The sequence below is a fragment of the Aliikangiella marina genome, from assembly GCF_007004765.1.
GTDB classification, from domain to species: Bacteria; Pseudomonadota; Gammaproteobacteria; order Enterobacterales; family Kangiellaceae; genus Aliikangiella; species Aliikangiella marina.
The window spans coordinates 694,886-718,470 of the sequence record NZ_VIKR01000002.1 but is presented as its reverse complement, the minus strand read 5'-3'; the positions used below and the strand labels follow the sequence as shown (position 1 = coordinate 718,470).

Here is a 23,585-nt window from a genome sequence, read left to right as displayed (position 1 = left end):
CGATCAAACCGAGCCAGATGATTCTAACCGACGACCTAACCAAAACCGGGTTTAAACATTGTGTACAATGCAAGTGGTTGATTATGCGTTGGTTATTGGCTTGAATTAATCAAGCCCTAAAATTGACGCGGATGATACAGGTTGAATAGATTTTGCACAATAGTGAAAAACACAGAAATTGTCGGTATTTTGCAACCGATCACGTTTACATTACTCAGAGGAATAACAAAATTAAATTCTTATTACCGGAAATAAGTGAACCAGTCAGTCGAGCGCTTCATCGTCTCCTAATTCTAACATTGGTAAAGATTTTACTGCCGAACCCGCAATTCCCTGGACCGACGAATACATATGGGTCGTATTTAATAATACCTTTTCTATTTGTTTTTCGCGCTTTTTCCAAATTCCGCTCATAGCGCGCTTTTCCTTAACCAAATCTTCTTGCATTTGGGTAAATCCTTCAACAATTGCTTCGACCTGCATACGAAACTCATTTCCAGTAAGAAAATCGTATAGCATAGCCATCTTATCGCCTTTATTATCTTGCACAGCAATCGCTCGACTCATTCGAATAACCGACTCCCTAAGCACCAAACATAGCCCCTTAAACTCATCGAATGTACAAATCCAAATACCATCTTTCATTCCCATTCGTTGCATGTCATTAGGCATCGCCTCAGTTACTAAAACACCAATGTCGGCACCTTTCTCTCGAATATCATTCTTAAATTTTTCAATCCAACTGGGTTGGAAATTTTGCGTGCGCTTTGACTCGTAATAAATCGTCCCACAATTATGTCGTGAATGAGTATTAACAACCTGGAGACAATCTGCACCCCGCGCACCTTTTTTAATTTCTTCGATCGAATCAAGTGGAAAATGCTCGACCAACCACTGCTCTATCGCTAACTCTTGTACTTCACCTTGAAGTTGGGTTGAACCTTGTTCGGCTTTTCGTTTAGCAATATCTAATTGCTCTTTTAGCTGCTCAATCACTTTTTCTTTTTCAGACAAATTTAATTGGCTTCGTTCACTCTCGGCTTTAATTATCTTTTGTCTTTCTACCGCTAATTGATCATTTAATTTTCTAGCTGCTTCCGCTTCAACACTGTCTTTAAGCTCATCCTTTTCTCGCTTCAATTTTTCGATTTCAGCTTTCGCTTTATTAAAAGCCTTCAGTTGTTCTGACTTAGTATTCAGCTCTTGCTGGAGCAGTTTTAAGCGTTCGCCCTGCTCTTCAGTAACCTCTGAAATAATTTCACGGCGGATTTTATCAGTTTGAAATTTAAGTTGTTGTTTAACTTCCGCTTCAACCGCTTGCTGATGGCGTTGCTTCTCTTCGTTGAGCTTTTGCTTCTCAACTTCTATCGCATTTAAACTTGCATTCAGTTGTTTACGGTCTTTTTCTGCCTTGGCCTCATACTGACTGCGTAGTTCTTCAGAGAGTTGCTGAGCAAGTACCTGATTAACATCAATCGAAGTATTGCAATTGGGACATTGAATTTTGTTAGGCTTGGAGTCACTCATGGCGTTAACGGTTTTATTATTAGCGATGATAGAAAAAACCAAAATGGTTTTGCTTGTTTATGATGACTATCTTATGTAGCCTTTAACAACATGTCTAGGAAACCGAATAAAATCGATAAAAAACATTCGTTTTATGGGTTGCGGTTAATAAATTGTTTAATGCTTAAAGGCTCAGAATATGGCAAGACAGTCTAGCGACACGGACTGGTCTCAACGTTGGGATTTACTGTTAAGATATCGCTTAATCGAAACCATTGCTTTGTGGGAAGGACGGTTAACCACAAACCATCTCAGGCAAGCATTTGGAATCGGGCGTCAACAAGCAAGCAAAGATATCAATTTCTATAATTCGGAAATAGCCCCTAACAACTTAGAATATGACACCAAATTGAAAGGCTACCGTCCATCTGAAAGCTTTTCTTGCGTAGTGACCAAAGGCGATATCAATGAATATCTCTATTTATTGGCCAGTCGACAGGACTTGAGTTCAAAAATCGAATACCTGGATATTAGCCAGGCGAACATCACTAGTATCTCACCACCGCTCAGAAACGTAAAACCAGAATTCGTTCGCCCAATCATTGAAGCTGCGCGAGACAGAATGCGCGTCGAAATCCAATACACCTCTCTATCAAAACCCGAACCGAGAGATCGTATGATAGCTCCTCACACACTGGTGTTTAACGGTTATCGCTGGCATGTCAGAGCATTTTGTGAAGAAACAAATATGTTCAAGGATTTTCTCCTTTCAAGAATGACGGACATTTCTGAGATCACTCTCAAAGCTCAGCAGTCAGAAGCAGATGACGAGGATTGGAATCAATTTGTCGAAATAATTGTAGAACCGGACAAGCGACTGAATAACGCCCAACAGAAAGTCATCGAGCATGACTTTGCTATGATGAACGGTCAAATGATAATCAAAACTCGCGCGCCGCTTGTGACCTATTATCTTCAACTCTTGAGAATTGACAAGTCAGAATTGCATCCTATTCCTGCGGCACAGCAGCTAGTGGTTACCAATCGAAGCGAGCTAGAGAAATGGCTACTGCCAGAATAAGTTGAAACTGCGTGAGAAGTTATATGATTAACCCATAGGACTCATTGGTTTGCACAAAAAAGGGCACTTATTAGTGCCCTTTTTGGGTAAACCAAACCAAGTACTTGTTTTGGCACGTGGTTACTCGCGCTTGACGCTTGGCCATTAATCCTTAGCTAACGATTTCCAATAGCTCAACGTCAAACACTAAGGTCGAGTAAGGAGCAATCGCTCCGCCAGCACCTTGTTCGCCATAAGCCAGTTCATAGGGGATCGTTAATCTCCACTTAGATCCCACAGGCATCATTTGCAACGCCTCAGTCCAACCTTTGATCACACCATTAACGGCAAACTCAGCTGGTTGACCACGCTCATAAGAGCTGTCAAAAACGGTACCGTCCACTAAAGTACCATGGTAATGGGTGCGAACGGTCGATGTGGCAGTGGGTTTATCACCGGCGCCTTCGGTAATGATCTCATATTGCAAGCCTGACTCGGTAACTTGGACACCTTCTTTCTTTTCGTTTTCCTCTAAGAAAACACGCCCAGCTTCCGCTTGTTGTTTTGAAAGCTCTGCTTGTTTCTTTTCCATCACTTTACTGATAACCTCGAATGCCGCTTGAATTTCTTCCTGGGGCACTGCCAGTTGAGAACGAGTAAAAGCGTCTTTTACTCCAGCGGCGACAGCGTCGATATCTAGTCCATCAAATGTTTGCTGTAAAAGTTGAGCGCCCATATTGAGACCAACACCGTAACTCGCCTTTTGCTCATGGCTTACAAATTCATTACTCATTAAATTAAACTCTTTAGATTAAAAACCCCGATTATAACACAGCGACAAAAACCTACCCTGGTTAATTCGGGGACTTTAAAGTTGACGACTGCCGATTGCAGTCTTGATAGCGCGAGGCTACTAACGTTTCGTTAGCTTCCGTAGCCTGCGATTGATTGATCTTGAATGATTTCAACAAAACTCGCTAAATTCTTTTTAGCATTTTGCTGAGACTCGTATGGCCCAAAAGCCGCTCCCTGACGAACCGAGAAAAACCATCCTGACTCTGTTTGATACAGCCTGTCTGATCGATCATAAATTTTAAAGTAAGGATCTTCTTTGCGCATATTCGCTTCCCTAAAAATAACGCATTGTTGATGCTTGCGCATCATACACTGTGATTAGCGGATGTATTGTAATCCAAAACCACCTTGTACTGTGAGACAAAGCTCACACATGCGTAGGAGAACACCTCAACCTGCAGTATTACAGCCCCATACGCGATAACAAATCCGACAAACGACCAAAAATATCAGTCAACTTCGGATGGTTGATTTCAAACTCTTCAGTAACATTTTTAAACTTGTTGAGTAAATATTGATCACCACTCAACTGGTTTTCTGGTGCACTAACTTGTGCCCAAATTTCCTCAATCAATGCCTCAGTAGTTTGCTTTTGATGAGTATCAAGCTGTTGATTTTCAGCAAGCTCTACCTTAAGTTCATTGAGAATATCAAGCATCTGTTGCTTATTCATGCGGTCTCCCTGAATTCGACTGAAATCTCACAAATTAAGCGGATATTGATTTCAAGGTTAGTGCATTGCTCGCTTGTGAACAAGCCCCCGAGACGACAATTTCGCTTAATTAGTGACTGCGATCAGTGGATTGTCGGTATCGACCCCAGACATAAAAGGCAACTTTCTCTCCAAGTGAGTCAACTGATAAACTAGTCCAAGCCAATTATTAAATGTTGACAAGGCGGTATCCCGCCAAGTATTTTCCAAACGCTCTTCAATCCAAGTCGCAGGCCAATTTGGCATTGCGCCCGGGCTACTTTTTGCCAATTCACATTGTTTTTTGAAATTGTCCAAAAATGCTTGCAACTCCTCATTGAAGTAATTCTCTGGAAACGGCGGATAGTCATTTCGTTGATTGCTAAACCAGCGATCAATTTCTCGTTTGTATTCTTTCAACAGACTGACTGCATCGTACTCTGGATGACCCTGAAAATAAACAAATCGAATTCCATCGGGACTCACAGCCAGATGAATACCGCCTTGTTCACTTTCTACCAAAGGCTTTAAACCATGCGATTCTAGCTGAGCGGCGCTGACCTCGTTGTTTCGCGAATGTGGCACGTCATAGCGCGTATTAGTATGTCGGGTGAGCGGGTGAGCCGTTTTATTAGCTCTATGAGAGAAAACCCCCCAACGCTTTGTTTCAAGGGGCCGTCGGTCAATACCATATAAATATTTTAACGTCGCGTGGGTCGCTAAACAGGCACACAAACTAGAGGTAACGTTTTCGCTCGCCCAATCAATGACTTGAGTGAGCTCCGGCCAAAAATCCTCTTGGTCGAGTTGTGCTCGTTCTGGATTAGCGCCGGAAATAATCAGTGCATCCAAGCCGTGCTTTTTAATCGACTCAAAGTCCGTATAGTATTCGTCAATCCACTGCTGGGCAGCATGTCCCCGCTGTATCCTCCTTGCGGTAAACAAATGAACATAGAATTGTACGATTTGATTACAATCTCCAACCAACCGCATAAATTGGCGTTCAGTTGCTTGCAAGCTGGCATCCGGCATTAGGTTATACAAGCCAATATGCAACTCTCGAATATCCTGATGTTCCGCTCTTTCACGCTCGATAACATCATGATGCTCCGCTTTCAAGCGAGCGTATGTCGGCAAATTATTAAAAGCCACTAAAGGCATAACCAAAACCATATAGACGTCTAAACGTCCATATAGTAATCAAGCTACCGTCAAATGGAAAATAGCTGGTAGTTATTTAGCGGTTTTTCCGCTTTTTTTGAAAGGAAGGCTTTGTTAGGGAAGGAATTAGTTCTATGGGTTAACTCGGTTAGATGGATAGCCTCGCTAAAAACGCTGCAAAGTGCGACTCTAACACAGGCAACGAATGACTCAAGCGGTGGTCGTCATCCAGCAATAAGGTTTCGGCGTTGTTTTCCTGGCCGAAGCGGATAGCATTTTCCACCGGCACAATTTCATCGGACCACCCGTGAACAATTTGGGTTAAACAAGCTTCGGGGGCTTTCGGCACTTGTTCATAGCCAGGCATAAAAACAGCAGGAGCCATTAAATATAAACCAACAGGCTTGAAGTGAGTACTTGCAAACAAGCTGACATAAGCGCCCATACTCGAACCAACTAAAACCAGCTCTGCCGAACGGTAATCCGGCGACTGTAGGGTTTTCTCAAGTTTATCAACTCGAGTTTGCGGATCATCAATACCGCGATAATCAACACTCAAGGAGTGATGCCCTGCACTTCTTGCTACCTCGCTGAGTGCTGATATTTTAGTTGCTTTGGGAGCACTGTCTTTTCCGTGACTAAAACAAACTAGCGCCATTTCTGAACCTCTGTATTTCTGAGCCCAGCACCTCTGAGCCCAGCATCTCTGAGCCCACCTGGGGCAGGCAACAATAAGCGTTAAGGATACTTGATAGATGAGCTAAAACAAGCGGCGTTTAATCCCAGGGATAGACTCGAGTGTTTCAAGAAAATACATTGAGTCTATTCGCCATTTCTCGGTAGGCTCGGCGAAGCCTTCGGGTGCCTGATGGTCCGGTTCGAACTCATCAAGCATATGATTTAAATACATTTCCAGGTTCATTTGTAGGCGAGCTTCTTTCTTGTTGCCGACATTACTGAAGTCTTCAAGGGCTTCTGGTGACACCACAAACTCGACCCGTTTCGACCGTTTAAAAGGTCGCTTAGGATCATTGTTGAGTAACCAACAAAAGCTCGCGACAAAATCGTCACCTTGAAAATCAAACTCGACTTCAGCACCTGGCGGCAATACTTCTTTCAAGGTCTCTGCGATTGAGTTTTTATCTATCACAGCTTTCTCCCTGACAGATCATGAATAAAAGCAAAGAACTTTTCGGTTTCAACACGTGGAAACCTATATCTATATTAACTAATATAAGCCGCAAATAATGAGAATTCAATCAGAAGAATCAAAGGAATCTGTATCCAAATGCCTCATAAATATCTATTTTATAGATATTTACTATACAAAGTTAGCTTCGCACCGGATGTTTTTTGCACTAAAACTCGCTATTATCTCTTTTATAACCGCTCAATAATAACAAATCATGGGGCTTATCTATGGATATGGTGGAATTGCTCGGTGCAATGGTAGTCAATCAAGCGTCTGACTTATTTATCAGCGTCGATTCCCCTCCCTTAATCAAAGTTGAAGGGAAAATCAAACCTGTAAGGGATCATCGGCTCACCAGTGAAGACAACCATTCGCTCATTTACTCGATCTTAAAAGAACAAGAAATTGCCGAGTTTAAAGCAACAAAAGAACTCAATATCGCACTAAAACTCGAAGGGGTTGGTCGCTTCAGAGTCAATGTGTTCCAACAAAGCGGCGAGCCAGCGATGGTTGTGCGTTATATCAAGAAGAAAATTCCATCAATAGACGACCTCGGATTACCCAAAGTTCTTAAAGAACTCATTTGTAAAGAAAGGGGTCTTGTTCTCTTGGTAGGCGCCACAGGCACCGGAAAATCGACCACGCTCGCGTCGATGATTGATTATCGGAATGAAAACCACGGCGGTCATATTTTGACGATAGAAGACCCCATTGAATTTGTTCATAAAAACAAAAAATCATTGGTCAACCAAAGAGAAGTTGGCGTTGACACCGATTCATTTGAAATCGCTTTAAAAAACGCGATGCGCGAAGCACCCGACGTTATTCTTATCGGCGAAATTCGTGACCAGGAGACGATGCGTCAAGCACTGACCTATGCCGAAACGGGTCATCTATGTCTTGCTACCATGCATGCCAACAATGCGAACCTTGCTCTTGAGCGAATAGTTAATTTTTTTCCAGAGGAAGTGCATAAAATCATTCTCCAGGATATTGCTCTCAATTTAAATGCAATAATTGCGCAACGACTTTGTATTGGTCTAGAGGAAAAACGCGTTGCTGCCGTTGAGATAATGGTTAATACCCCCTTTATCGCGCAGTTAATTGAGAAAGGAAAAATTGAAGATATCAAGGAAGCGATGACTCGCTCGAAAGGTAAAATTAATCAGACATTTGACGATGCTCTGTACCTACTCGTAAAAGATGGTAAAGTTTCCCGCAAAGAAGCCCTGAGAAAAGCTGATTCTGCGAACAATTTAGCGCTACGATTTAGATTAGAAGATGGTGATAAATCAGAATCTAATGTCGGCGGTGGAGACGTCGCAGTGGATCATGCTGCACCTTTTGATCATTACCACACTTACACAATTAATCCTCTCAAAGTTAAATCAAAAACTCCCGACGCACAGAAGAAGTTGACCGCTGCGATTATGGCAGCCATGAATCAACGCGGATTGGAATTTAAAATTCGCGACGCGGATATTGAGATTCAGTTTGTCTTGAGCTACCAAGCTGAAGAAGGCCTCAAGTTAGAATCAATGGAAGGTCGGAGTAAACCGACAGAGTTCATCAATGATACTAAAGAGCAAGCGCACCTAACCATTAATGTTATCGATAGAGAAGCAGAAAAGCCGATTTATCGAATTAGTGCCGCGAGGAAAACAGCAGATTTAAACGAAACTCAGCAGCAGCTAAACCAAGGTATCGCGGGACTTTTGCGAAAGCTTCCGGTGGGCAAACATTCCGAATCTGTTTAAAGATTAATCAAACCTAAAAAAAAGTTCGACACCCAGCGCGGGCACGGGCTTTTTTTGTTATTCTTACGCCCCGACGCTATTTAATGATTTTATACACCAACCTTAATTGATACGAAGCCATCTATGATTACAGTAATCTCTCCTGCCAAAAGTCTAGATTTTGAAGGTCCGCTTGCAACCAAGCAGAAGTCGCAACCCAAGTACTTGTCTGAATCTCAGCAATTGGTTGCTCAATTGAAAAAACTCGCACCTCAAGAAATCGCCAGTTTAATGAAGCTTAGCGACAAACTAGCGACGTTAAATTTTGACCGTTTTCAATCTTTCAAACCGCCCTTCACCCCTGAGAATGCTCGTCAAGCGCTACTCGCTTTTCGAGGGGACGTATACCAAGGATTAGATGCAGATACACTGTCGAGTGATGACTTTAAATACGCGCAAAAACATTTGCGAATACTGTCTGGTCTTTACGGTATTTTGAAACCACTGGATTTAATACAACCCTATCGATTAGAAATGGGAACCAAGTTTGCTAATGATGCTGGTAAAAATTTGTATGAGTTTTGGGGAGATACGCTAAACAATCACCTTCAAAAAGAACTCAAGAAACAAGCACAACCCATTATCGTGAATTTAGCCTCTAACGAGTACTTCAAAGCGGTAAAAGAAAAAGACATGCCTTACCGTATTATCACGCCAGTTTTTAAAGATTTCAAAAACGGCCAATACAAAATATTAAGCTTCTTCGCGAAAAAAGCACGAGGACTGATGACTCGATTTATTATCCAAAATCAAATCGATGATCCTGAAGGGTTAAAGGCGTTTAATCTCGATGGCTATAAATTTGACAAAAAATCCAGTACTGACGACAGCCTGGTATTTTTACGCAAGCAATAAACGATAAAAAGAGAAGCGCTCGATAAATTGACTGCTAATCGACGGCCCGAAAATTAACCGATAACCTAAAGCTTTGTTGTGTCTGTGCGAGCTCTATTAACTTTTACTCGGATAGACTGACTTCTATAAAAGCGCCGTCAGTCTTTCGCTTGAATTTTAAAGGTCGATTTTAGATATCGATTTTGACTGACGCGTTGAACTGATTGAATAACTCGCCATCCGCCGACTTTGGTTTTGGACGATTAATCACAAGCCTGAACTATCGACAATGGTATTGAGCTAAAGCCTGTTTGGATCGACTTTATAGGTATGATAATCGCCTGATGGTTCACCGTGTTTTTTCCATGCGTGTCCGTAAACAACTTCATAGGTAGCGGGAAGTTCCCCTGATTTCCAACGGAATTTGTCATACGCTTTTTCGAGCAATTTGAACTTCGTTTTTCCCAGCATTCCCCGTGCGCGGTTACTATCAATATTATGCGCGCCGATCGCTTTTAAGTCTCGCATCAAGCCAATCATGGTTTGATAAGTCATCGTAATAACATCGCGGTCCATTACGGTATTATCAAAATGGCTATTGTAAACATGGTCTCCAACGATATGCATGTCAATAAATTCATTGACGTGAACACCCTGATCAACCTCACGCCAGCTATCTCGTAATTCGTATAACGTGTCAGGTCCCAAGGTTGAAAAAATAACCAGTCCACCAGGTTTTAACACTCTATTTAACTCTTTAAAAGTATGTTTTAAATCGGTTAGCCACTGAATCGTCAAACTAGAGAAAACGAGATCGAATTGATTATCTTCAAAAGGTAATTGATCAACATCAGCAACTTGATAGTTAATTTTTCTAAACAAATTTTGTTGATTTTTGGCAACTTTTATCATTCCAGGGGCGATATCGATCCCGTAGACTTTAGCACGCGAAAAACGATCTCTTAGTTCGCGAGAACAATAGCCCGTCCCACATCCTACATCGAGAATTAATTTAGGATCGACACGCATTAGATCCAAGCGCTCAAATACTCTATCTGCTACTTCCTTTTGAAGAAATGCAGCTGCATCATAACTGGTAGCCGCCTTACTAAACGATTCCGCAATTAATTTTTTAGAGAGGGTCATTGAACGTCACCAGCTGAGTCTTTTGTAAAGAACTTTTTTACATCGTCAACAAAATCATCGCTGGCTGACAAAAAGGGAGCATGGGCAGCTTTGCGATAAACAATTGACTGACTTTCTGGCAAGTATCCAGCAACATCATCGGCCACTTTTGCGGGGACAAGCGAATCTAGCCTTCCATACATCCTAAGCACAGGTTGGGTTAATTGAGCTAAGCGTCCAATCAAATTCATATCATGTAAAATTTGAAGACCACCTCGTAACGCTTTTTTTGATGGCTGTCCATGTAAAAAAACCGCTTCCTTGAGCTTTTTAATATCCTCTTTTTGAGTTGCACTTCCCATAGTTTGAATACCTAAAAACCGTATTAACGTTGTTTCATAATCTTCTTCTAGATAATCAATAAATGATTCCAATATTTTAGCCTGCATACCATACTGCCAATCATCGGTCGCCACAAAACAAGGATTGGACGCAACAGTAATCAAACGATTGACTTTCTTAGGTATATCAAGCGCAATGCCAGTAGCCACTAAACCTCCTAAAGACCAACCAATAACATTGGCGTCGTCTGGCATCACTTCAGCAACCGCTTCCACCAAATAATCTAAAGTGTACTCACCATTATGAACAGGACTGCGACCAAATCCCGGTAAATCAATATTATGTATGGTGAAACTTTCTTCTAGCATAGGTAATACGGTTTCCCATATACCACCGTGCAATCCCCAACCGTGAATTAATACTAGGTTGGGGCCTTTGCCAGATGTGAAGACGTAGGGTTTTAAGCTCATTTTTGGTTTCAATTCGCTATTGTTTAAGTTTAACTTCTCGATTCGGTCATACTAAAGCACTTGTGCTAAAGCGATCACTAAACCGGCGATTTGTTTTTCTGTGTGTGCCGCACTGAGTGTCACTCTCAACCTTGCGCCATTAACTGGAACCGTCGGTGGACGTATCGCTCCAACTAAAAAGCCCTTATTCATTAATGCTTTGTTAACGCTCATTAATCGCTTGTGGTCACCGATGTGTATCGGTTGTATTGCTGTTGAAGACGCTAATAAAGGAATATTTTTTTTATCACATGCAGCTTTAAAGAGTTCGATATTTTTATGTAGTTTATGAATCAGTTCAGGGGTTCCCTCTAACAAAGATAGGTTCGCTAAGTTTCCAATCGCATTTATCGCCGGTATCGCTGTCGTATAAATGTACGGGCGTGCGAACTGGATTAAATAGTCGACCAACAACTTTTTCCCCGAAACACAAGCGCCAACACCTCCTAACGATTTACCTAAAGTTGTCATTAATATGGGAATTTGATTTTGGTTGAGGTCAAAATGTTCGCAGCATCCTCGCCCGTGCTTTCCAAGAACGCCAAATCCATGTGCATCATCAACAATCAAAATCGCATCATATTTTTGGCACACTTCTGCGATCGCTTTTAGCGGTGCAATGTCGCCATCCATACTAAAAACACTATCAGTGACAACAAATTTATTAGCTGCGGCTTTTTTTAAACGAGACTCTAAAACCGATAAGTCGCCATGAGGATAGCGACTGGATTGAGCGTCACTTAATCGGACCCCATCAATAAGCGAAGCATGATTCAGTTTGTCGGCAACAATTAAGTCACCCTTTTTCGCCAAAGTTTGCAGGATTGAGAGATTAGCAACGTACCCTGACGAAAAGGTTAGCGCCGACTCTCTTTGTAAAAATTCAGCTAAGGCTTTTTCGAGTTGTTCGTGCGCAAGGTGATGCCCACAAATTAAGTGAGATGCTCCCGACCCAAAACCAAGTTGGTTAACTAATCGGCCAACCGCAGATTTGGCTTCGTCGCTATTTGCCAATCCCAAATAATCATTGCTGGCAAAGTTAACTCCCTCAAAGTGGTTGAGCCCTTGCTTCACTAACTTAACTTCAGTCGAACAAGCCGAATGGATCTCACTCCGCTCTCGCCACATATCGTTCTGCTGGCGTTGGCTTAACACTTGCTCCAGGTTGAGCAAATCAAGTTTATTTTGCTGCGCAGCCATTTTGCTCGTTTTTGCTCGTTTTGCCTGAGACTAGTTTGCAGCGTCATAAAAAAGCGGCGCGGCTTTTTTACCTTGTTGGTTACTGACTGCTTGCTCTATTTGCGCTTGCTCTTCCGCTAACTTCCGGGGACAAGGATTGGTTTCTGGCGTCCCCCCCTCTGGCTCAATACCCAGACGAGCGAATAGTTCCAAGTCATGATTCATATCCGGATTTTCAGTGGTAAGCAGTTTTTCACCATAGAAAATCGAATTGGCGCCTGCAAAGAAGCACATCGCCTGCATTTCATCAGACATGTCTTCTCGACCAGCAGAGAGACGAACATAAGATTTGGGCATCACGATACGCGCAACCGCAATCATTCGAATAAACTCGAAAGGATCAAGTTGTTTAGCATCTTCAAGTGGCGTGCCCTTGACCGCAATGAGTTGATTAATCGGCACACTCTGTGGATGTTCCGGCAAATTAGCGAGTTCTTTGATTAGCCCGAGTCGATCGTTAAGAGTTTCCCCCATCCCCAGAATGCCACCTGCACACACATTAATGCCAGCATCGCGGACTCTAGCTAAGGTATCAAGTCTATCTTGAAAAGTACGGGTGGTGATAATTTGATCGTAATATTCTGCTGAGGTATCCAAATTATGATTGTAATAGTCTAACCCGGCATCTTTGAGTTGGTCTGCTTGTTCGTCGTTCAACATTCCTAATGTGACACAAGTTTCCATACCGAGGTTCTTGACGGCTTTTATCATTTCGAGCACGACTGGAAAATCTTTTCCACGAGGACTTCGCCATGCAGCTCCCATACAAAAACGAGTAGCTCCTGTGCGTTTTGCATTTTTGGCCGATTTAACGACCTCATCTATGGCGACCAACTGCTCTTTAGAAAGTCCGGTATTATAGTGGCCGCTTTGCGGACAATAAGCACAATCTTCTGGACAGGCACCTGTTTTGATACTCATTAACGTCGAAGTTTGAACCAGGTTCGGTTCAAAATGCTGCCGGTGGACGGCTTGCGCCCTGAATAGCAGATCATTAAATGGCATATCATAAAGCGATTGAATCTCAGCTACCGTCCAGTCATGACGAAGCTCCGCTGATTGACTCAAACTGGACACAGAAGCTTTTTCTTGCATAATAACTCACATATTTTAATCGTTTATCCCCAACTAAAGGATTAGTTGTGGCTTAATTCGGCGATTCGGATTTAATTTTGTAATCAGAGATTTACTTTCACTGCCTGGGACAACTGAAATGGACTTTACCTATCGAATAATCGATACAAATCAACGCTTTAGGTTAATAACCGCTACCGCCATCGACCGATTTTCACTTAAATCGCCATATCCTCGTTACGCAGGGATCTTAATGGGGGTCAAACGTTTGTCAAGCAAACAGACGCCCAAAAGTTTACAACTGGCTACATTTTAATCAATCAACTGAAATTATGATACTCTTTTCAGATTGCTTGCTATGTGGCAGCTTGGTCAATGTTAGAAATGCCACAAACAATTCTCAAGCTCCCCTTATTTGCCCTGATTGTCACAAACGGCTGCCCATTGTCGAAAGCGCATGTGACATATGCGCCATGCCAATGACAAACCCTCGCATTAATTCAAGCCGCTTTAGGTGTGGAGAGTGTTTAACCTCTAGTCCCCCGTTTGAAAAAACCGTATCGGCCTTTCATTACGAATCGCCAATCAGTGACTTTATCACCGAGCTAAAGTTTCATCATCAAACACAATCCCTTAACTTGATGAGCGATTATTTGAGCCAAAAAATCACTTTAGCCTATAAATCGGACCTGTTACCGCATGCAATATTGCCGATACCGCTGCACCATAGCAGACTAAAACAACGAGGTTTTAATCAGGCTCAGCTCATTGCCGCTAAGCTCTCAAAACAGTTACAAATTCCCTTACACCGGCAGGGGCTCGACAGGCAAAAAGCCACCCAGCCGCAAGTTGGCTTGGATGCCGCTGAACGAGCGAAGAACTTGAAGGGCGCATTTAGGGTTAGAGCAATTGATGCGAGCCACGTCGCCCTGGTTGATGATGTTATGACAACCGGCAAAACGGTTACTGAATTGACCCGCTGTTTATTGAAAGCTGGCATTGCTCGTGTCGATGTCTGGACTGTTGCCCGCGCTTATTCATACTAACGCGAAAAACCGCAACTAAACTTAAACAAGCAACAACAAATAACGTTAAATGCTGTAACACATTGGGAGAAGTTTCCCGATATTAATCACAGATAAAGTGATACACTGTCGCCCTTATGAAGGGTTACCTTCGAATTATTTTAGGTTCTTGGAGTTCATTTGGTTTCACGCGATCGCTCATCTCAAATCTTTCAAATCGCACTACCGATAATCGGTGGAATGATGTCGCAAAACATTTTAAATATTGTTGATGCGGCGATGGTTGGCCAACTCGGCTCTACACCACTTGCAGCCGTGGGTCTGGCCAGTTTTATGAACTTTGTTGCTGCTGCTGTGTTCATGGGAATGGCTTCCGGTGTCCAAGCAATGGTTGCTAGACGGGTCGGAGAAGGAAGAGAAAGCGAGGCCGCCAATCCCTTAAACGGCGCACTTCTGACAATTTTCGTTGCGGCAATTCCATTGACCATCATTCTAACCTGGCTCTCGGAACCCATCATGGCGATGTTAAATGACGACCCTGAAGTCGTTAAGCACGGCGTTCAATATCTCGACGCGCGTCTCATTGGCATTATGGCAGTCGGTATGAACTTTAGTTTTCGTGGCTACTTAAGCGCGATAAAAATGACCAGTTATTATTTTAAGACGCTATTAATTATGCATAGCCTCAATATTTTGCTGAACTATTTACTGATTTTCGGTAACTGGGGCTTTCCAGAACTGGGCACTGAAGGCGCAGGACTAGGCACTAGCTTATCAATGTTTGGTGGGACTTTAATGTACTTCTACCTTACTATGCGCTACACCTCAAAGTATGGTTTTGGTTTGCACTTACCGCACAAAGAAACCTTCTACAGTGTGATTCGGATTTCCCTACCATCCTCGGCACAACAATTATTTTTTGCATTAGGTTTTACGATTTTATTCTGGATCGTTGGCCAAATAGGTACTGCCGAGTTAGCCGCCGCCAATGTATTAACGACTTTAACTCTCGTAGCAATTTTGCCATCAATCGCTTTTGGAATGAGCTCCGCCACTTTGGTGGGCCAAGCGCTGGGGCGAAAGGATGTTGACGATGCTCATCAATGGGCATGGGATACTTCTAAAATTGCCATCGTCGGCGTTTCTTTGATCAGCATCCCGATGTTTTTTGTTCCTGAATTGCTGTTAAGTATATTTCTTCATGAACAAGAAGTAATCGACGTCGCCAAAGTACCATTACAACTCGTGGGCATCGCAATCATTATTGATGCGGTTAACTTAGTCTTAATGTCTTCATTGCAGGGCGCAGGTGACACTAAAACAACCATGATCGTTGGGATTGTTTGCCAATGGTTAATCTTTTTGCCAATTGCTTGGGTAATCGGCCCGTATATGGGAATGGGATTAACCGCCATTTGGTTGACTCAAGGGTTGTATCGACTTGGCCAAACATTTTGGTTTGCTCGGCTCTGGCAACAAAGACGCTGGGCTGAGATTAAAATGCACTAGGTGTTCTCTCCAATGATTGAAGATCATGCGAAAGATTTTTATCAGCTGACCCCCGATGAAGTGCTCGATGCACTTGAATCGGTTGATCTCGAACCGCAAGCAGCCTTGCTCGCGCTAAACAGTTATGAAAATCGTGTCTATCAATTCCGCGATTACCAAGAACAAAAATATGTAGTTAAGTTTTATCGGCCGCATCGTTGGAGTGATCAACAAATCCTCGAAGAGCATGAATTCAGTTTACAACTCGCGGAGTCTGAAATTCCGGTCGTTGCGCCATTACAAATTGGCGGGGAAACGCTTTTCAAATTTGATAACTTTCGCTTTGCCGTCTTCGAAAACAAAGGGGGCCGCACGCCTAACTTAGACGACGAAGACACGCTAATCTGGTTGGGCAGGTTTATTGGCAGGATTCATATGTTGGGCGAAGCGTCCGCCTATCAATCTAGGCCCACTCTCACCTGGGAAAATTTTGCTCGCGACAGTGTCGACTATTTAATTCGAGAAAACTTTATACCGGCTCACATTCAAGAATCTTATCAAACAACCGCCAACTTGATCGTCGAATACTGTTCTGCGGCCTTTGAAAACTTTGGACCGCTCAACTTGCTTAGGCTGCATGGCGATTGTCATCCAAGCAATGTAATGTGGACCGATGATGGTCCTCACTTTGTTGACTTTGATGACAGTCGGATGGGACCTGCGGTGCAGGACTTGTGGATGCTGGTAACCGAGACAGAAAACCGTCACCAATGGAATTTATTGTTAGAAGGTTACGAAGACTTTCGCGAATTTGACGATCGAGAACTCACATTGGTTGAACCCTTACGCGCAATGCGAATGCTTCATTACAGCGCATGGTTGGCACGCCGCTGGACCGACCCCAGCTTTCAATTTAACTTTCCTTGGTTTAATACGACTCGTTATTGGGAAGAACAAGTTCTAGCGCTAAAAGAGCAGCAGGCACTGCTTCAACCAAAGCATTTTATCTAGTGAGTTAAAAACCGGCTGTTCGTTGTGACTGGCGATTCTCTATCGCCAGTTATCTTCTGCTCTAAATTCGATTTATCATCAATTCACGACATTGCACTTTACAGCCTATACAAATCAATAACTTAGAAAGATAGCTCGCCGTATAAATTGTGTACAAACCCTAAAAATGTACTATTCTCAGGAGAGGTACAGGATTGAGTTAACCTTTATTCGGATGCAAAAAGCATGGGTGAATTATTAAATAGCTTCACGATCAAGCAAAAACTCCTCGCTATGTCAGTGGTTGCGTTTGTTAGCGTAGTGTTGATGGTTTTATTAAAAATTAATGTGGCGAATCAAATTGACACCGCGAATAAAACCCTTCAACTCACCACTCAAATCAATGCCATGATGCTGCAACTACGGCGAAATGAAAAAGACTTTTTGGCGCGTAACGACACTAAATATGTCGAGCGTTTTCAGGGGAACTACCAACAACTCACTCAAATGACACAAGAGTTGGTTCAACAAGTTGAGGATATTGGTTTTAACGATAATGGGTTCACTGCTAAATTGTTACCCACTTTTCAAAGCTATAACGACCAATTTTCAAGGGTTGCTTCACTTAAAGTACAAAAAGGATTGACCGCTAAAACGGGAGCCTATGGAAGTTTGCGCGCTGCAGTTCATGAAGCTGAATCATTGGTAAAAGCGCAACAAAATTGGGAGTTGCTCGCTGACATTTTGATGCTACGACGCCGTGAAAAGGACTTTATGCTCCGCTGGGATTTGAAGTATCTCGAAAGTTTTAACAAAGACTTAAACGCATTCAATCAAGCGCTTAATGCCTCATCAATTGATAGTTCGACTAAATCTCAAATTAACCAAGCGATGCAAAACTATTCAAGTGAATTCTCAAAGTTTGCAGAATTGTCTCAACAACTTGGATTAGATTCGAATTCCGGTGAACTCGGAAATATGCGAGAAACCATTCACCAAAGTGAAACATTACTCAAAGCCACTTCAGATGATTTAAAAGTCTTTATAACCAGCGAAATAGAGGACGCTAATCGGCAATATATTATTTTAGCGACTATCGTGGTACTGGTAATGATGCTAATGATTTACATGGCTTACCGCTCCGTCTATGACCCGCTTCAAAGGCTGACTGAAATTATGCGTCGAGCAAGCGAAAATAAGGATGTTAGCATCCGCTGTAATATGCAAGGTCGACATGAAATAGCACAACTTGCCGCGGTATTTGACTCAATGATGCAAAGTTTTTCGCAAGTATTAGAGCGAATAGACAGAGCTTCCGAGCAAGTTTCATCCGCATCAAACGAACTTTCTCATATTAATCAAAGCTCTGCCGAAAACCTAAGAGAACAGCAAAACTTGATTGAACAAGTCGCAACCGCAGTCAATCAAATGTCAGTATCGGTTCAAGAGGTCGCAAATAATATTTCTGAGACTTCAGAGAATGCTGACGAAGCTTACAAGGAGACAGCAACCGCCAAAACGACAGTCGCAAATGCAGTTGCAGCAGTCGAGCAGCTTGTCGATAAAATCGACAAAGCCAAAAAAATTCAAGATGAACTCGACAAAGATAGCGATGATGTGAGCAAAGTATTGGAGGTTATTCGAGGCGTTGCAGAACAAACGAATTTACTCGCTCTCAACGCGGCAATTGAAGCCGCTCGCGCCGGAGAACAGGGTCGAGGGTTTGCAGTAGTTGCCGACGAAGTGAGAACTTTGGCAGGAAGAACTCAACAATCGACAGAAGAGATCAATCAAATCATCGAAAGGTTACAATCTAACTCGACAATGGCTGTCGAAGTCATGGAGCAAAGTCAATCTCAAGTATCAGAAACAATGCTACAAGCCAAGCAAGCAGGCGATGCGCTGAATGTGGTCACCGGCAAGGTGGAACAGATTAATAATATGAGTACTCAGATAGCAACTGCTGCTGAAGAGCAGAACTCGGTATCAGAGGAAATCAATGTGAAAATTGTGGATATTAATGATCGAGCGGTGCAAAACACAAATAATTCAGAGCAAACGTCGCAAGCTTCAAATGATCAGGCGAGATTAGCAGCAGAATTGAAAGAGTTAGTTGCAACTTTTAAGCATTAGCACGAACAAATTAATTCTTAGTTCTTAGTTCTTAGTTCTTAGTTCTTAGCGCTGCCCCCTAAAAAACTAAACTGATATATTTCGCTGATATTTGCTAAGGTCGCTCACGCCGAAGGCCAATTCAATTAATTAATCAGTTAATCAACTTTCAAGTCACTCTTCTGAAACAACGGAAAATTTTAACCTTTCACCTCTGTCGTCCGTCCTGATACAATAACAGGAATAACTACTTTCTCTTTTAACCTAAAGAATTGATTAATGGCAAAGTTACTCTTTAAACTCAATGGCGTTCCCGATGATGAGGCGGAAGAAGTTCGCGAAGTGCTTGAACATAGTGAAATAGACTTTTATGAAACCAGTGCTGGTATGTGGGGACTGTCCTTTGCCGGTATTTGGTTGAAAGATGAGTCTCAATTTGAAACTGCCAAAAAAATTGTCGACGAATACCAAGAGAAACGATATTCCAAGGCTGTCGAGGCGAGAAGAGTCGCTCAAGAAAACGGTGAAACCGCCTCTTGGTTAGAGAGTATCCTCAAGCACCCCATTAAGTATACTGCGGTGATTCTATTTATTGGTGTTGTCCTTTATCTTACTATTACCCCCTTCTTTTTTGGTCACTTCTAAAGCTCGCAACTTAAAACTTAATTAGTCCGTAAATTAATAAATTCAACATGCAAACCGATCCCGATAAACTCACAAAGAAGCATCAAAAACTAACGCATTCCGATAATATGAAGGTTATTAGTCATAACCAACGTGAAAAAGGTGAATGGTTTATCAATAGTGTCATGATCGAAGGTTGCGATGTTCCTTTTAAATTCAACCGAAAACAAAAGTACAAAACCTTGGGCAAAGGTCAAAGGGTCAACATGACCTATTACCCGGTGATTGAAAGTGTCGCGGGACTCGAGTTTGAATATATGAAGGTAGTAAGAATTAAGATAAGTTAAATTGAAATTGTGAAGATGCAATCTGGCAAATTAGATTTTAGTCGATGGAAAATCTAACTAATACTGGCTAACTAATACTGACTAACTCATATTGACAATCACTATATCGACAATCAATCAATCTTCAATCTTCAATCTTCAATCTTCAATCTTCAATCTTCAATCTCCAATCTCCAATCTCCAATCTCCAATCTCTGAGCGGCCTTGGTGTTGTTCTCGCCTTCATTTACTGGCTCTCATTCCCGATAATTTAAATTCATTTACTAAAGAGCAAGAACAGCCATCAAATGCAGTGATCTGATTGATACTGAAAACGCCGGTTTCTATCACCTGATATCCCGTTGCGTTCGACGCGCTTTCTTACGTGGTGTCGATGAAGAAAACGAAGTGTCTTATGAACATCGCTGTGCTTAGATCGAACAACGAATATTACAACTCTCTACTATCATTGTTATCGAACATTATCACCTAGCGCTTTATTCTGACCCACTCAGAATTTCTCAGTGGAGCGGTTTAACCGATCTTACAATCGGTCAAAAGGAGACAAATCCTTTAAGATTCGCTAAGCTCGTAAACAAATGCTTGTAAAACCGATCCATCTTCAAGCCAAACATTGTTTTTCACTCTCTGGTATCCTGCGCCTTCAAAGTCATCAAGAACCTGCCAGTGGTCGATCAATGAGGCAGACTGAAACAGAAAACCAGAAACCGAACCAGCACGCTCATCAAGAATAATTCCAGGGTAACCTTGAGCTGCTCCCCAACCTTTTTCGACAAGCTTTCCTTTGACTCTGGCTGGATGCCATTCTCCTGCTAAATTCGCCAAAACATGCTGGTTTGCTCGACCAGGTGCTAACGTTCCATAAACAAAAAGTCGGCTATCTGTATTAAGCTCACTGTTCACTGGCGTTTAAACTCGATATGAAAAGCATCATCGTAAACTGCTGACTTGGGCTTTCCTGTTACGTGCGGATAATAAAATTTCACTACATTAGGATTCGACTTTATCGCCTCATAAAAGCGCACACGGTTTTTGACCGAGGATGGTTTGATATCAACCGCAATTAACGCGGTACGCATCCCAGGAATAACGACATGATTCATGCAAGTTCGTTCATCTCCCAGTTTAATCAATGCCGCTTTAAGTCCTTTGGTCATATTTTGAATATTTTCTGTTCGTGTTAAATCTGCGCGATATAACTCAAAGCCACCGTGACAATCTTGGGAGTAAACTCTTTTAGCTCGCTCGATACCGCAACCTTGTTGTTTACTTTTTGCTGAAGCTTTCGTGCATTCGATGTAATAATCCAACATTATTTCAACTTGCTTTTTAACGCTTCGTTGTTTACTGGATATTTCTACATATTCTTCGCCAGATTCTTGTACGATCTTTTCCAACTCATTTAAAACATATTTCGGAAGATGTTGGGCATTACCAACTGTCACACTGTTTGCACAGCAAACACTCGAAAAGGTAATTAAAAAAGTGATTAGTAATTTCTTGACTAGCATAAGTTAACCTCAAAGCGTTTTATCCTTGCATTCGAGTATAAACCTTTTAGTTTTGCAACGCACTGGATGTTGCGTATAAGCCTTGCCAGTCAGTTTAAGTCGCAAAAAAAGCCCTATCAACGATAGAGCTTTTGTAGACTGGAAACTTCAGGTTTGGTCAATACCAAATGTAAACTTGTGACGTTTCGAAATCGACTAGCACAACGCTTTGAATTCGAGTGAAACAGTCCTAAGCGCTAGCACTGATGGGGGTAACATTTTCTGAATCTTCAGAGTCGCTCTTCTCCAGCAGTAATTCCGGTTTGCCTTTAAGTGCTTTAAGTAAGTTGTCTTTATTTTTGGCTAACAACAGACCAATACTCTCAATTTGCGATTCATTGAGTCCTTCAATTTCTTTTTCCATCCAGATGCTAACACTCTCGGCGAGTTCCAACATCTTGTCGTAATTATCCGCTTCTTTTTTATCGGTAAAGGTTTTGCTTTTATCTCTATCAGACATAAATAAGGTCACCACTGCCATCGGATTTGCTCCTGTGAATTAACATAATTGACTATCCAAGCAAATACTACTCATTTAAGTAGCTTTTATCAAGTGCAAACTTCAATTAAAGTACGAATTCAAACAACCACAAAATTAGCAATTGGCAATGGTCACCGAAATCATCTATTCCCTTGTTGTCGCAGCATTGCCACTCTTTCTCTTCACCTACTTAGTTCTTCTATGGATTAACCGGCGTCATATAAAGAAAGGTAAAGCGCCCATTTTGGGCGATGATTTCGAGCTTGATGGGTTAAAAGACTTGCCCAAGGACAAAGAAAACAAACTCCAAGAAAAGTGGATGACTTTTGGCGGCGGATTTTATGGCATGGTGGGATTACTGACTTATGCGGTTAGCGAATATCGAGAGATCACTGATATTATTGCCAACTTCCAGGGGTTCAATGGCGGTGTCATTCAAACCATTATCAGCTTATTCGTCCAATTTATCATTCAATCAATTATGAACATCATTGAGGCGGTCACTTGGCCGTTATTTTGGATGAAAGAGCTCGATGGGGCTTCATTTTGGGTTCTGTTGGTTGCCGCTTATTTGGGATATTACACTGCGATTGAGTTGCTAAACCGTCAACATCAATCAAATCCCAGTAACAGCAGCGACTAGATCTTGGTATCCTTTTTTAATCGCTGAATTAGCCACAAAATTACTCCGTTACTATCGCCCAAAAGGCCTTCATCAGCGGAGTCTCAAGTCTTTTTTGTAATGTCAGCATCCCTAAATCAAAGGCTTTTAGCGGCAACGGTGTCGCGATAACCTGCACCTTATCTTTCACCGGACTATTTTCGAGAACCGGCAGAGGGACCGCACTTACCCCACACCCAAGGGCAGTCATACTCACAATCGCTTCATGGCCTGAAACTTGTGCTTGTATTGGTGGATCAATATTCATCCGTAGAAACCAGTCTTTTAATCGTTGTTGAGCAGGCCCTGACTCAGGCATGACAAAAGGCAATTTACCCCAGTCGACCTTGCCTTGGTTTAAGAAACGGCTGAAATGAGTTTGTTGTCTCGGTGCAATAAACTTGAACGGAATATGATGCAAGTGCTGAAATGCAAACTTTTGCTCTATTTGGTCCTCAGCGACAGCAAAGGCAAAATCGATTGATTTGTCAGCCACCTTTTTATAGGCGTAAGCGACGTCCCCTGTTTCCAAAGTAATTTCGACTTTCGGATACAGCGCTCTGAATTTCTCTAGTAGGTCTGGCAAATATAGATGGGCCGCAGTTACCGTACAGTAAATGACAATTTCTCCGGCTAATTCACTACTTTGCGAGTCAAGTTCATTCTTGAGCGATTGCCACTGTGAAATGACATTACTGGCAAACTCGGCAAACCGGTTACCCGCACGGGTTAAGGCCACGTGACGATTATCCCGTTCAAATAATGGCTGCCCTACTTCTGATTCAAGACGCTGAATAATACGGCTTAACGTAGAGGGGCTGGTATGCATCGCGACTGCGGTTTTATTAAAGTGGAGGCTCTGACTGAGATGCAGATATATTTGTAAGTTTCTGATATTCATCAATGTTGCTTCAAGGGTTTAA

At 42.3% G+C, this 23,585-nt stretch carries 25 protein-coding genes; 10 read left to right on the top strand and 15 right to left on the bottom strand.

Annotated features, from left to right (window positions below):
* Positions 1-264: 264 nt before the first annotated feature.
* Positions 265-1,527 carry a DUF2130 domain-containing protein gene (locus tag FLL45_RS09500; protein WP_142941780.1) on the bottom strand — a complete coding sequence of 421 codons (1,263 nt, stop codon included), beginning with the start codon at positions 1,525-1,527 and terminating at the stop codon, positions 265-267.
* A gap of 178 nt (positions 1,528-1,705) precedes the next feature.
* Here FLL45_RS09500 and FLL45_RS09495 point away from each other — a divergent pair, with 178 nt between their 5' ends.
* Positions 1,706-2,587: a helix-turn-helix transcriptional regulator gene (locus tag FLL45_RS09495; RefSeq protein ID WP_142941779.1), complete on the top strand. Its 882-nt coding sequence runs from the start codon at positions 1,706-1,708 to the stop codon at positions 2,585-2,587.
* Between the two features lie 151 nt (positions 2,588-2,738).
* Here the strand turns inward: FLL45_RS09495 and bamJ are convergent, their stop codons facing one another.
* The 6 genes from bamJ to FLL45_RS09465 form a co-directional block, all read right to left on the bottom strand.
* Entirely contained in the window at positions 2,739-3,359 is a 621-nt protein-coding gene (gene bamJ / locus FLL45_RS09490; RefSeq protein WP_142941778.1) for a BamJ family beta-barrel-assembly machinery protein, read from the bottom strand.
* Between the two features lie 131 nt (positions 3,360-3,490).
* Positions 3,491-3,685 (bottom strand): DUF6316 family protein, encoded by a 195-nt coding sequence (locus tag FLL45_RS09485; RefSeq protein ID WP_142941777.1) that lies wholly within the window; start codon positions 3,683-3,685, stop codon positions 3,491-3,493.
* 139 nt (positions 3,686-3,824) lie between these two features.
* A complete protein-coding gene (locus FLL45_RS09480; protein ID WP_142941776.1) occupies positions 3,825-4,094 on the bottom strand; it encodes a DUF4404 family protein in 270 nt (89 codons plus the stop codon).
* Positions 4,095-4,199: 105 nt separating this feature from the next.
* Complete coding sequence (metA, locus tag FLL45_RS09475) at positions 4,200-5,273, bottom strand: homoserine O-succinyltransferase MetA (RefSeq protein ID WP_142941775.1); 1,074 nt, start codon at positions 5,271-5,273, stop codon at positions 4,200-4,202.
* Positions 5,274-5,421: 148 nt separating this feature from the next.
* Entirely contained in the window at positions 5,422-5,931 is a 510-nt protein-coding gene (locus FLL45_RS09470) for a YqiA/YcfP family alpha/beta fold hydrolase (RefSeq protein ID WP_142941774.1), read from the bottom strand.
* Positions 5,932-6,033: 102 nt separating this feature from the next.
* Complete coding sequence (locus tag FLL45_RS09465; RefSeq protein ID WP_142941773.1) at positions 6,034-6,423, bottom strand: hypothetical protein; 390 nt, start codon at positions 6,421-6,423, stop codon at positions 6,034-6,036.
* A 269-nt stretch (positions 6,424-6,692) separates the two neighbouring features.
* Between FLL45_RS09465 and FLL45_RS09460 the strand changes: the two genes are divergently transcribed.
* Both FLL45_RS09460 and yaaA read left to right on the top strand, forming a co-directional pair.
* Entirely contained in the window at positions 6,693-8,222 is a 1,530-nt protein-coding gene (locus tag FLL45_RS09460; protein WP_142941772.1) for a PilT/PilU family type 4a pilus ATPase, read from the top strand.
* 123 nt (positions 8,223-8,345) lie between these two features.
* Positions 8,346-9,116, top strand: coding sequence for a peroxide stress protein YaaA (yaaA, locus tag FLL45_RS09455; protein WP_142941771.1), 771 nt, complete (start codon positions 8,346-8,348; stop codon positions 9,114-9,116).
* Positions 9,117-9,395: 279 nt separating this feature from the next.
* On the opposite strand, the gene bioC is transcribed toward yaaA, so the two are convergent.
* The 4 genes from bioC to bioB are packed head-to-tail and all read right to left on the bottom strand — an operon-like array spanning position 9,396 to position 13,405.
* Entirely contained in the window at positions 9,396-10,241 is an 846-nt protein-coding gene (bioC, locus tag FLL45_RS09450; RefSeq protein WP_142941770.1) for a malonyl-ACP O-methyltransferase BioC, read from the bottom strand.
* On the bottom strand, positions 10,238-11,032 hold the full coding sequence (gene bioH / locus FLL45_RS09445) for a pimeloyl-ACP methyl ester esterase BioH (RefSeq protein ID WP_142941769.1): 795 nt from the start codon (positions 11,030-11,032) through the stop codon (positions 10,238-10,240). Before bioH ends, bioC begins: the two co-directional genes overlap by 4 nt.
* Before the next feature lie 51 nt (positions 11,033-11,083).
* On the bottom strand, positions 11,084-12,271 hold the full coding sequence (gene bioF / locus FLL45_RS09440) for an 8-amino-7-oxononanoate synthase (RefSeq protein WP_142941768.1): 1,188 nt from the start codon (positions 12,269-12,271) through the stop codon (positions 11,084-11,086).
* Between the two features lie 30 nt (positions 12,272-12,301).
* Positions 12,302-13,405 (bottom strand): biotin synthase BioB, encoded by a 1,104-nt coding sequence (gene bioB, locus FLL45_RS09435; RefSeq protein ID WP_142941767.1) that lies wholly within the window; start codon positions 13,403-13,405, stop codon positions 12,302-12,304.
* Between the two features lie 311 nt (positions 13,406-13,716).
* On the opposite strand from bioB, the gene FLL45_RS09430 reads away from it, so the two are divergent.
* The 6 genes from FLL45_RS09430 (at position 13,717) to FLL45_RS09405 (ending at position 19,970) form a co-directional block, all read left to right on the top strand.
* Complete coding sequence (locus FLL45_RS09430; protein WP_142941766.1) at positions 13,717-14,430, top strand: ComFC family protein; 714 nt, start codon at positions 13,717-13,719, stop codon at positions 14,428-14,430.
* 159 nt (positions 14,431-14,589) lie between these two features.
* The gene (locus tag FLL45_RS09425; RefSeq protein WP_142941765.1) at positions 14,590-15,918 is read left to right on the top strand and encodes an MATE family efflux transporter; all 1,329 of its coding nucleotides are present in this window, start codon (positions 14,590-14,592) and stop codon (positions 15,916-15,918) included.
* Positions 15,919-15,930: 12 nt separating this feature from the next.
* Positions 15,931-16,908: a serine/threonine protein kinase gene (locus tag FLL45_RS09420; RefSeq protein ID WP_142941764.1), complete on the top strand. Its 978-nt coding sequence runs from the start codon at positions 15,931-15,933 to the stop codon at positions 16,906-16,908.
* A 225-nt stretch (positions 16,909-17,133) separates the two neighbouring features.
* Positions 17,134-19,020, top strand: a complete 1,887-nt coding sequence (locus FLL45_RS09415; RefSeq protein WP_142941763.1) for a methyl-accepting chemotaxis protein — start codon at positions 17,134-17,136, stop codon at positions 19,018-19,020.
* A 258-nt stretch (positions 19,021-19,278) separates the two neighbouring features.
* Positions 19,279-19,644: a DUF6164 family protein gene (locus FLL45_RS09410; RefSeq protein ID WP_142941762.1), complete on the top strand. Its 366-nt coding sequence runs from the start codon at positions 19,279-19,281 to the stop codon at positions 19,642-19,644.
* 47 nt (positions 19,645-19,691) lie between these two features.
* Positions 19,692-19,970 (top strand): hypothetical protein, encoded by a 279-nt coding sequence (locus FLL45_RS09405; protein WP_142941761.1) that lies wholly within the window; start codon positions 19,692-19,694, stop codon positions 19,968-19,970.
* A 552-nt stretch (positions 19,971-20,522) separates the two neighbouring features.
* Here the strand turns inward: FLL45_RS09405 and FLL45_RS09400 are convergent.
* From FLL45_RS09400 to FLL45_RS09390, 3 genes are all read right to left on the bottom strand, one after another.
* Positions 20,523-20,873, bottom strand: a complete 351-nt coding sequence (locus FLL45_RS09400) for a gamma-glutamylcyclotransferase family protein (protein ID WP_142941760.1) — start codon at positions 20,871-20,873, stop codon at positions 20,523-20,525.
* A complete protein-coding gene (locus FLL45_RS09395) occupies positions 20,870-21,481 on the bottom strand; it encodes a hypothetical protein (RefSeq protein ID WP_142941759.1) in 612 nt (203 codons plus the stop codon). Before FLL45_RS09395 ends, FLL45_RS09400 begins: the two co-directional genes overlap by 4 nt.
* 229 nt (positions 21,482-21,710) lie before the next feature.
* Entirely contained in the window at positions 21,711-22,001 is a 291-nt protein-coding gene (locus FLL45_RS09390; protein WP_142941758.1) for a YebG family protein, read from the bottom strand.
* Positions 22,002-22,128: 127 nt separating this feature from the next.
* Between FLL45_RS09390 and FLL45_RS09385 the strand changes: the two genes are divergently transcribed.
* Entirely contained in the window at positions 22,129-22,644 is a 516-nt protein-coding gene (locus tag FLL45_RS09385; protein ID WP_142941757.1) for a hypothetical protein, read from the top strand.
* Between the two features lie 40 nt (positions 22,645-22,684).
* Here the strand turns inward: FLL45_RS09385 and ilvY are convergent, their stop codons facing one another.
* Positions 22,685-23,563 carry an HTH-type transcriptional activator IlvY gene (ilvY, locus tag FLL45_RS09380; protein ID WP_142941756.1) on the bottom strand — a complete coding sequence of 293 codons (879 nt, stop codon included), beginning with the start codon at positions 23,561-23,563 and terminating at the stop codon, positions 22,685-22,687.
* Positions 23,564-23,585 lie beyond the last annotated feature (22 nt).

Excerpts from the sequence above, each read along its gene's own strand:
- FLL45_RS09500 (WP_142941780.1), bottom strand. The coding sequence starts at position 1,527 with ATGAGTGACTCCAAGCCTAACAAAATTCAATGTCCCAATTGCAATACT.
- FLL45_RS09495 (WP_142941779.1), top strand. The coding sequence starts at position 1,706 with ATGGCAAGACAGTCTAGCGACACGGACTGGTCTCAACGTTGGGATTTA.
- bamJ (WP_142941778.1), bottom strand. The coding sequence starts at position 3,359 with ATGAGTAATGAATTTGTAAGCCATGAGCAAAAGGCGAGTTACGGTGTT.
- FLL45_RS09485 (WP_142941777.1), bottom strand. The coding sequence starts at position 3,685 with ATGCGCAAAGAAGATCCTTACTTTAAAATTTATGATCGATCAGACAGG.
- FLL45_RS09480 (WP_142941776.1), bottom strand. The coding sequence starts at position 4,094 with ATGAATAAGCAACAGATGCTTGATATTCTCAATGAACTTAAGGTAGAG.
- metA (WP_142941775.1), bottom strand. The coding sequence starts at position 5,273 with ATGCCTTTAGTGGCTTTTAATAATTTGCCGACATACGCTCGCTTGAAA.
- FLL45_RS09470 (WP_142941774.1), bottom strand. The coding sequence starts at position 5,931 with ATGGCGCTAGTTTGTTTTAGTCACGGAAAAGACAGTGCTCCCAAAGCA.
- FLL45_RS09460 (WP_142941772.1), top strand. The coding sequence starts at position 6,693 with ATGGATATGGTGGAATTGCTCGGTGCAATGGTAGTCAATCAAGCGTCT.
- yaaA (WP_142941771.1), top strand. The coding sequence starts at position 8,346 with ATGATTACAGTAATCTCTCCTGCCAAAAGTCTAGATTTTGAAGGTCCG.
- bioC (WP_142941770.1), bottom strand. The coding sequence starts at position 10,241 with ATGACCCTCTCTAAAAAATTAATTGCGGAATCGTTTAGTAAGGCGGCT.
- bioH (WP_142941769.1), bottom strand. The coding sequence starts at position 11,032 with ATGAGCTTAAAACCCTACGTCTTCACATCTGGCAAAGGCCCCAACCTA.
- bioF (WP_142941768.1), bottom strand. The coding sequence starts at position 12,271 with ATGGCTGCGCAGCAAAATAAACTTGATTTGCTCAACCTGGAGCAAGTG.
- bioB (WP_142941767.1), bottom strand. The coding sequence starts at position 13,405 with ATGCAAGAAAAAGCTTCTGTGTCCAGTTTGAGTCAATCAGCGGAGCTT.
- FLL45_RS09430 (WP_142941766.1), top strand. The coding sequence starts at position 13,717 with ATGATACTCTTTTCAGATTGCTTGCTATGTGGCAGCTTGGTCAATGTT.
- FLL45_RS09420 (WP_142941764.1), top strand. The coding sequence starts at position 15,931 with ATGATTGAAGATCATGCGAAAGATTTTTATCAGCTGACCCCCGATGAA.
- FLL45_RS09415 (WP_142941763.1), top strand. The coding sequence starts at position 17,134 with ATGGGTGAATTATTAAATAGCTTCACGATCAAGCAAAAACTCCTCGCT.
- FLL45_RS09410 (WP_142941762.1), top strand. The coding sequence starts at position 19,279 with ATGGCAAAGTTACTCTTTAAACTCAATGGCGTTCCCGATGATGAGGCG.
- FLL45_RS09405 (WP_142941761.1), top strand. The coding sequence starts at position 19,692 with ATGCAAACCGATCCCGATAAACTCACAAAGAAGCATCAAAAACTAACG.
- FLL45_RS09395 (WP_142941759.1), bottom strand. The coding sequence starts at position 21,481 with ATGCTAGTCAAGAAATTACTAATCACTTTTTTAATTACCTTTTCGAGT.
- FLL45_RS09390 (WP_142941758.1), bottom strand. The coding sequence starts at position 22,001 with ATGGCAGTGGTGACCTTATTTATGTCTGATAGAGATAAAAGCAAAACC.
- FLL45_RS09385 (WP_142941757.1), top strand. The coding sequence starts at position 22,129 with ATGGTCACCGAAATCATCTATTCCCTTGTTGTCGCAGCATTGCCACTC.
- ilvY (WP_142941756.1), bottom strand. The coding sequence starts at position 23,563 with ATGAATATCAGAAACTTACAAATATATCTGCATCTCAGTCAGAGCCTC.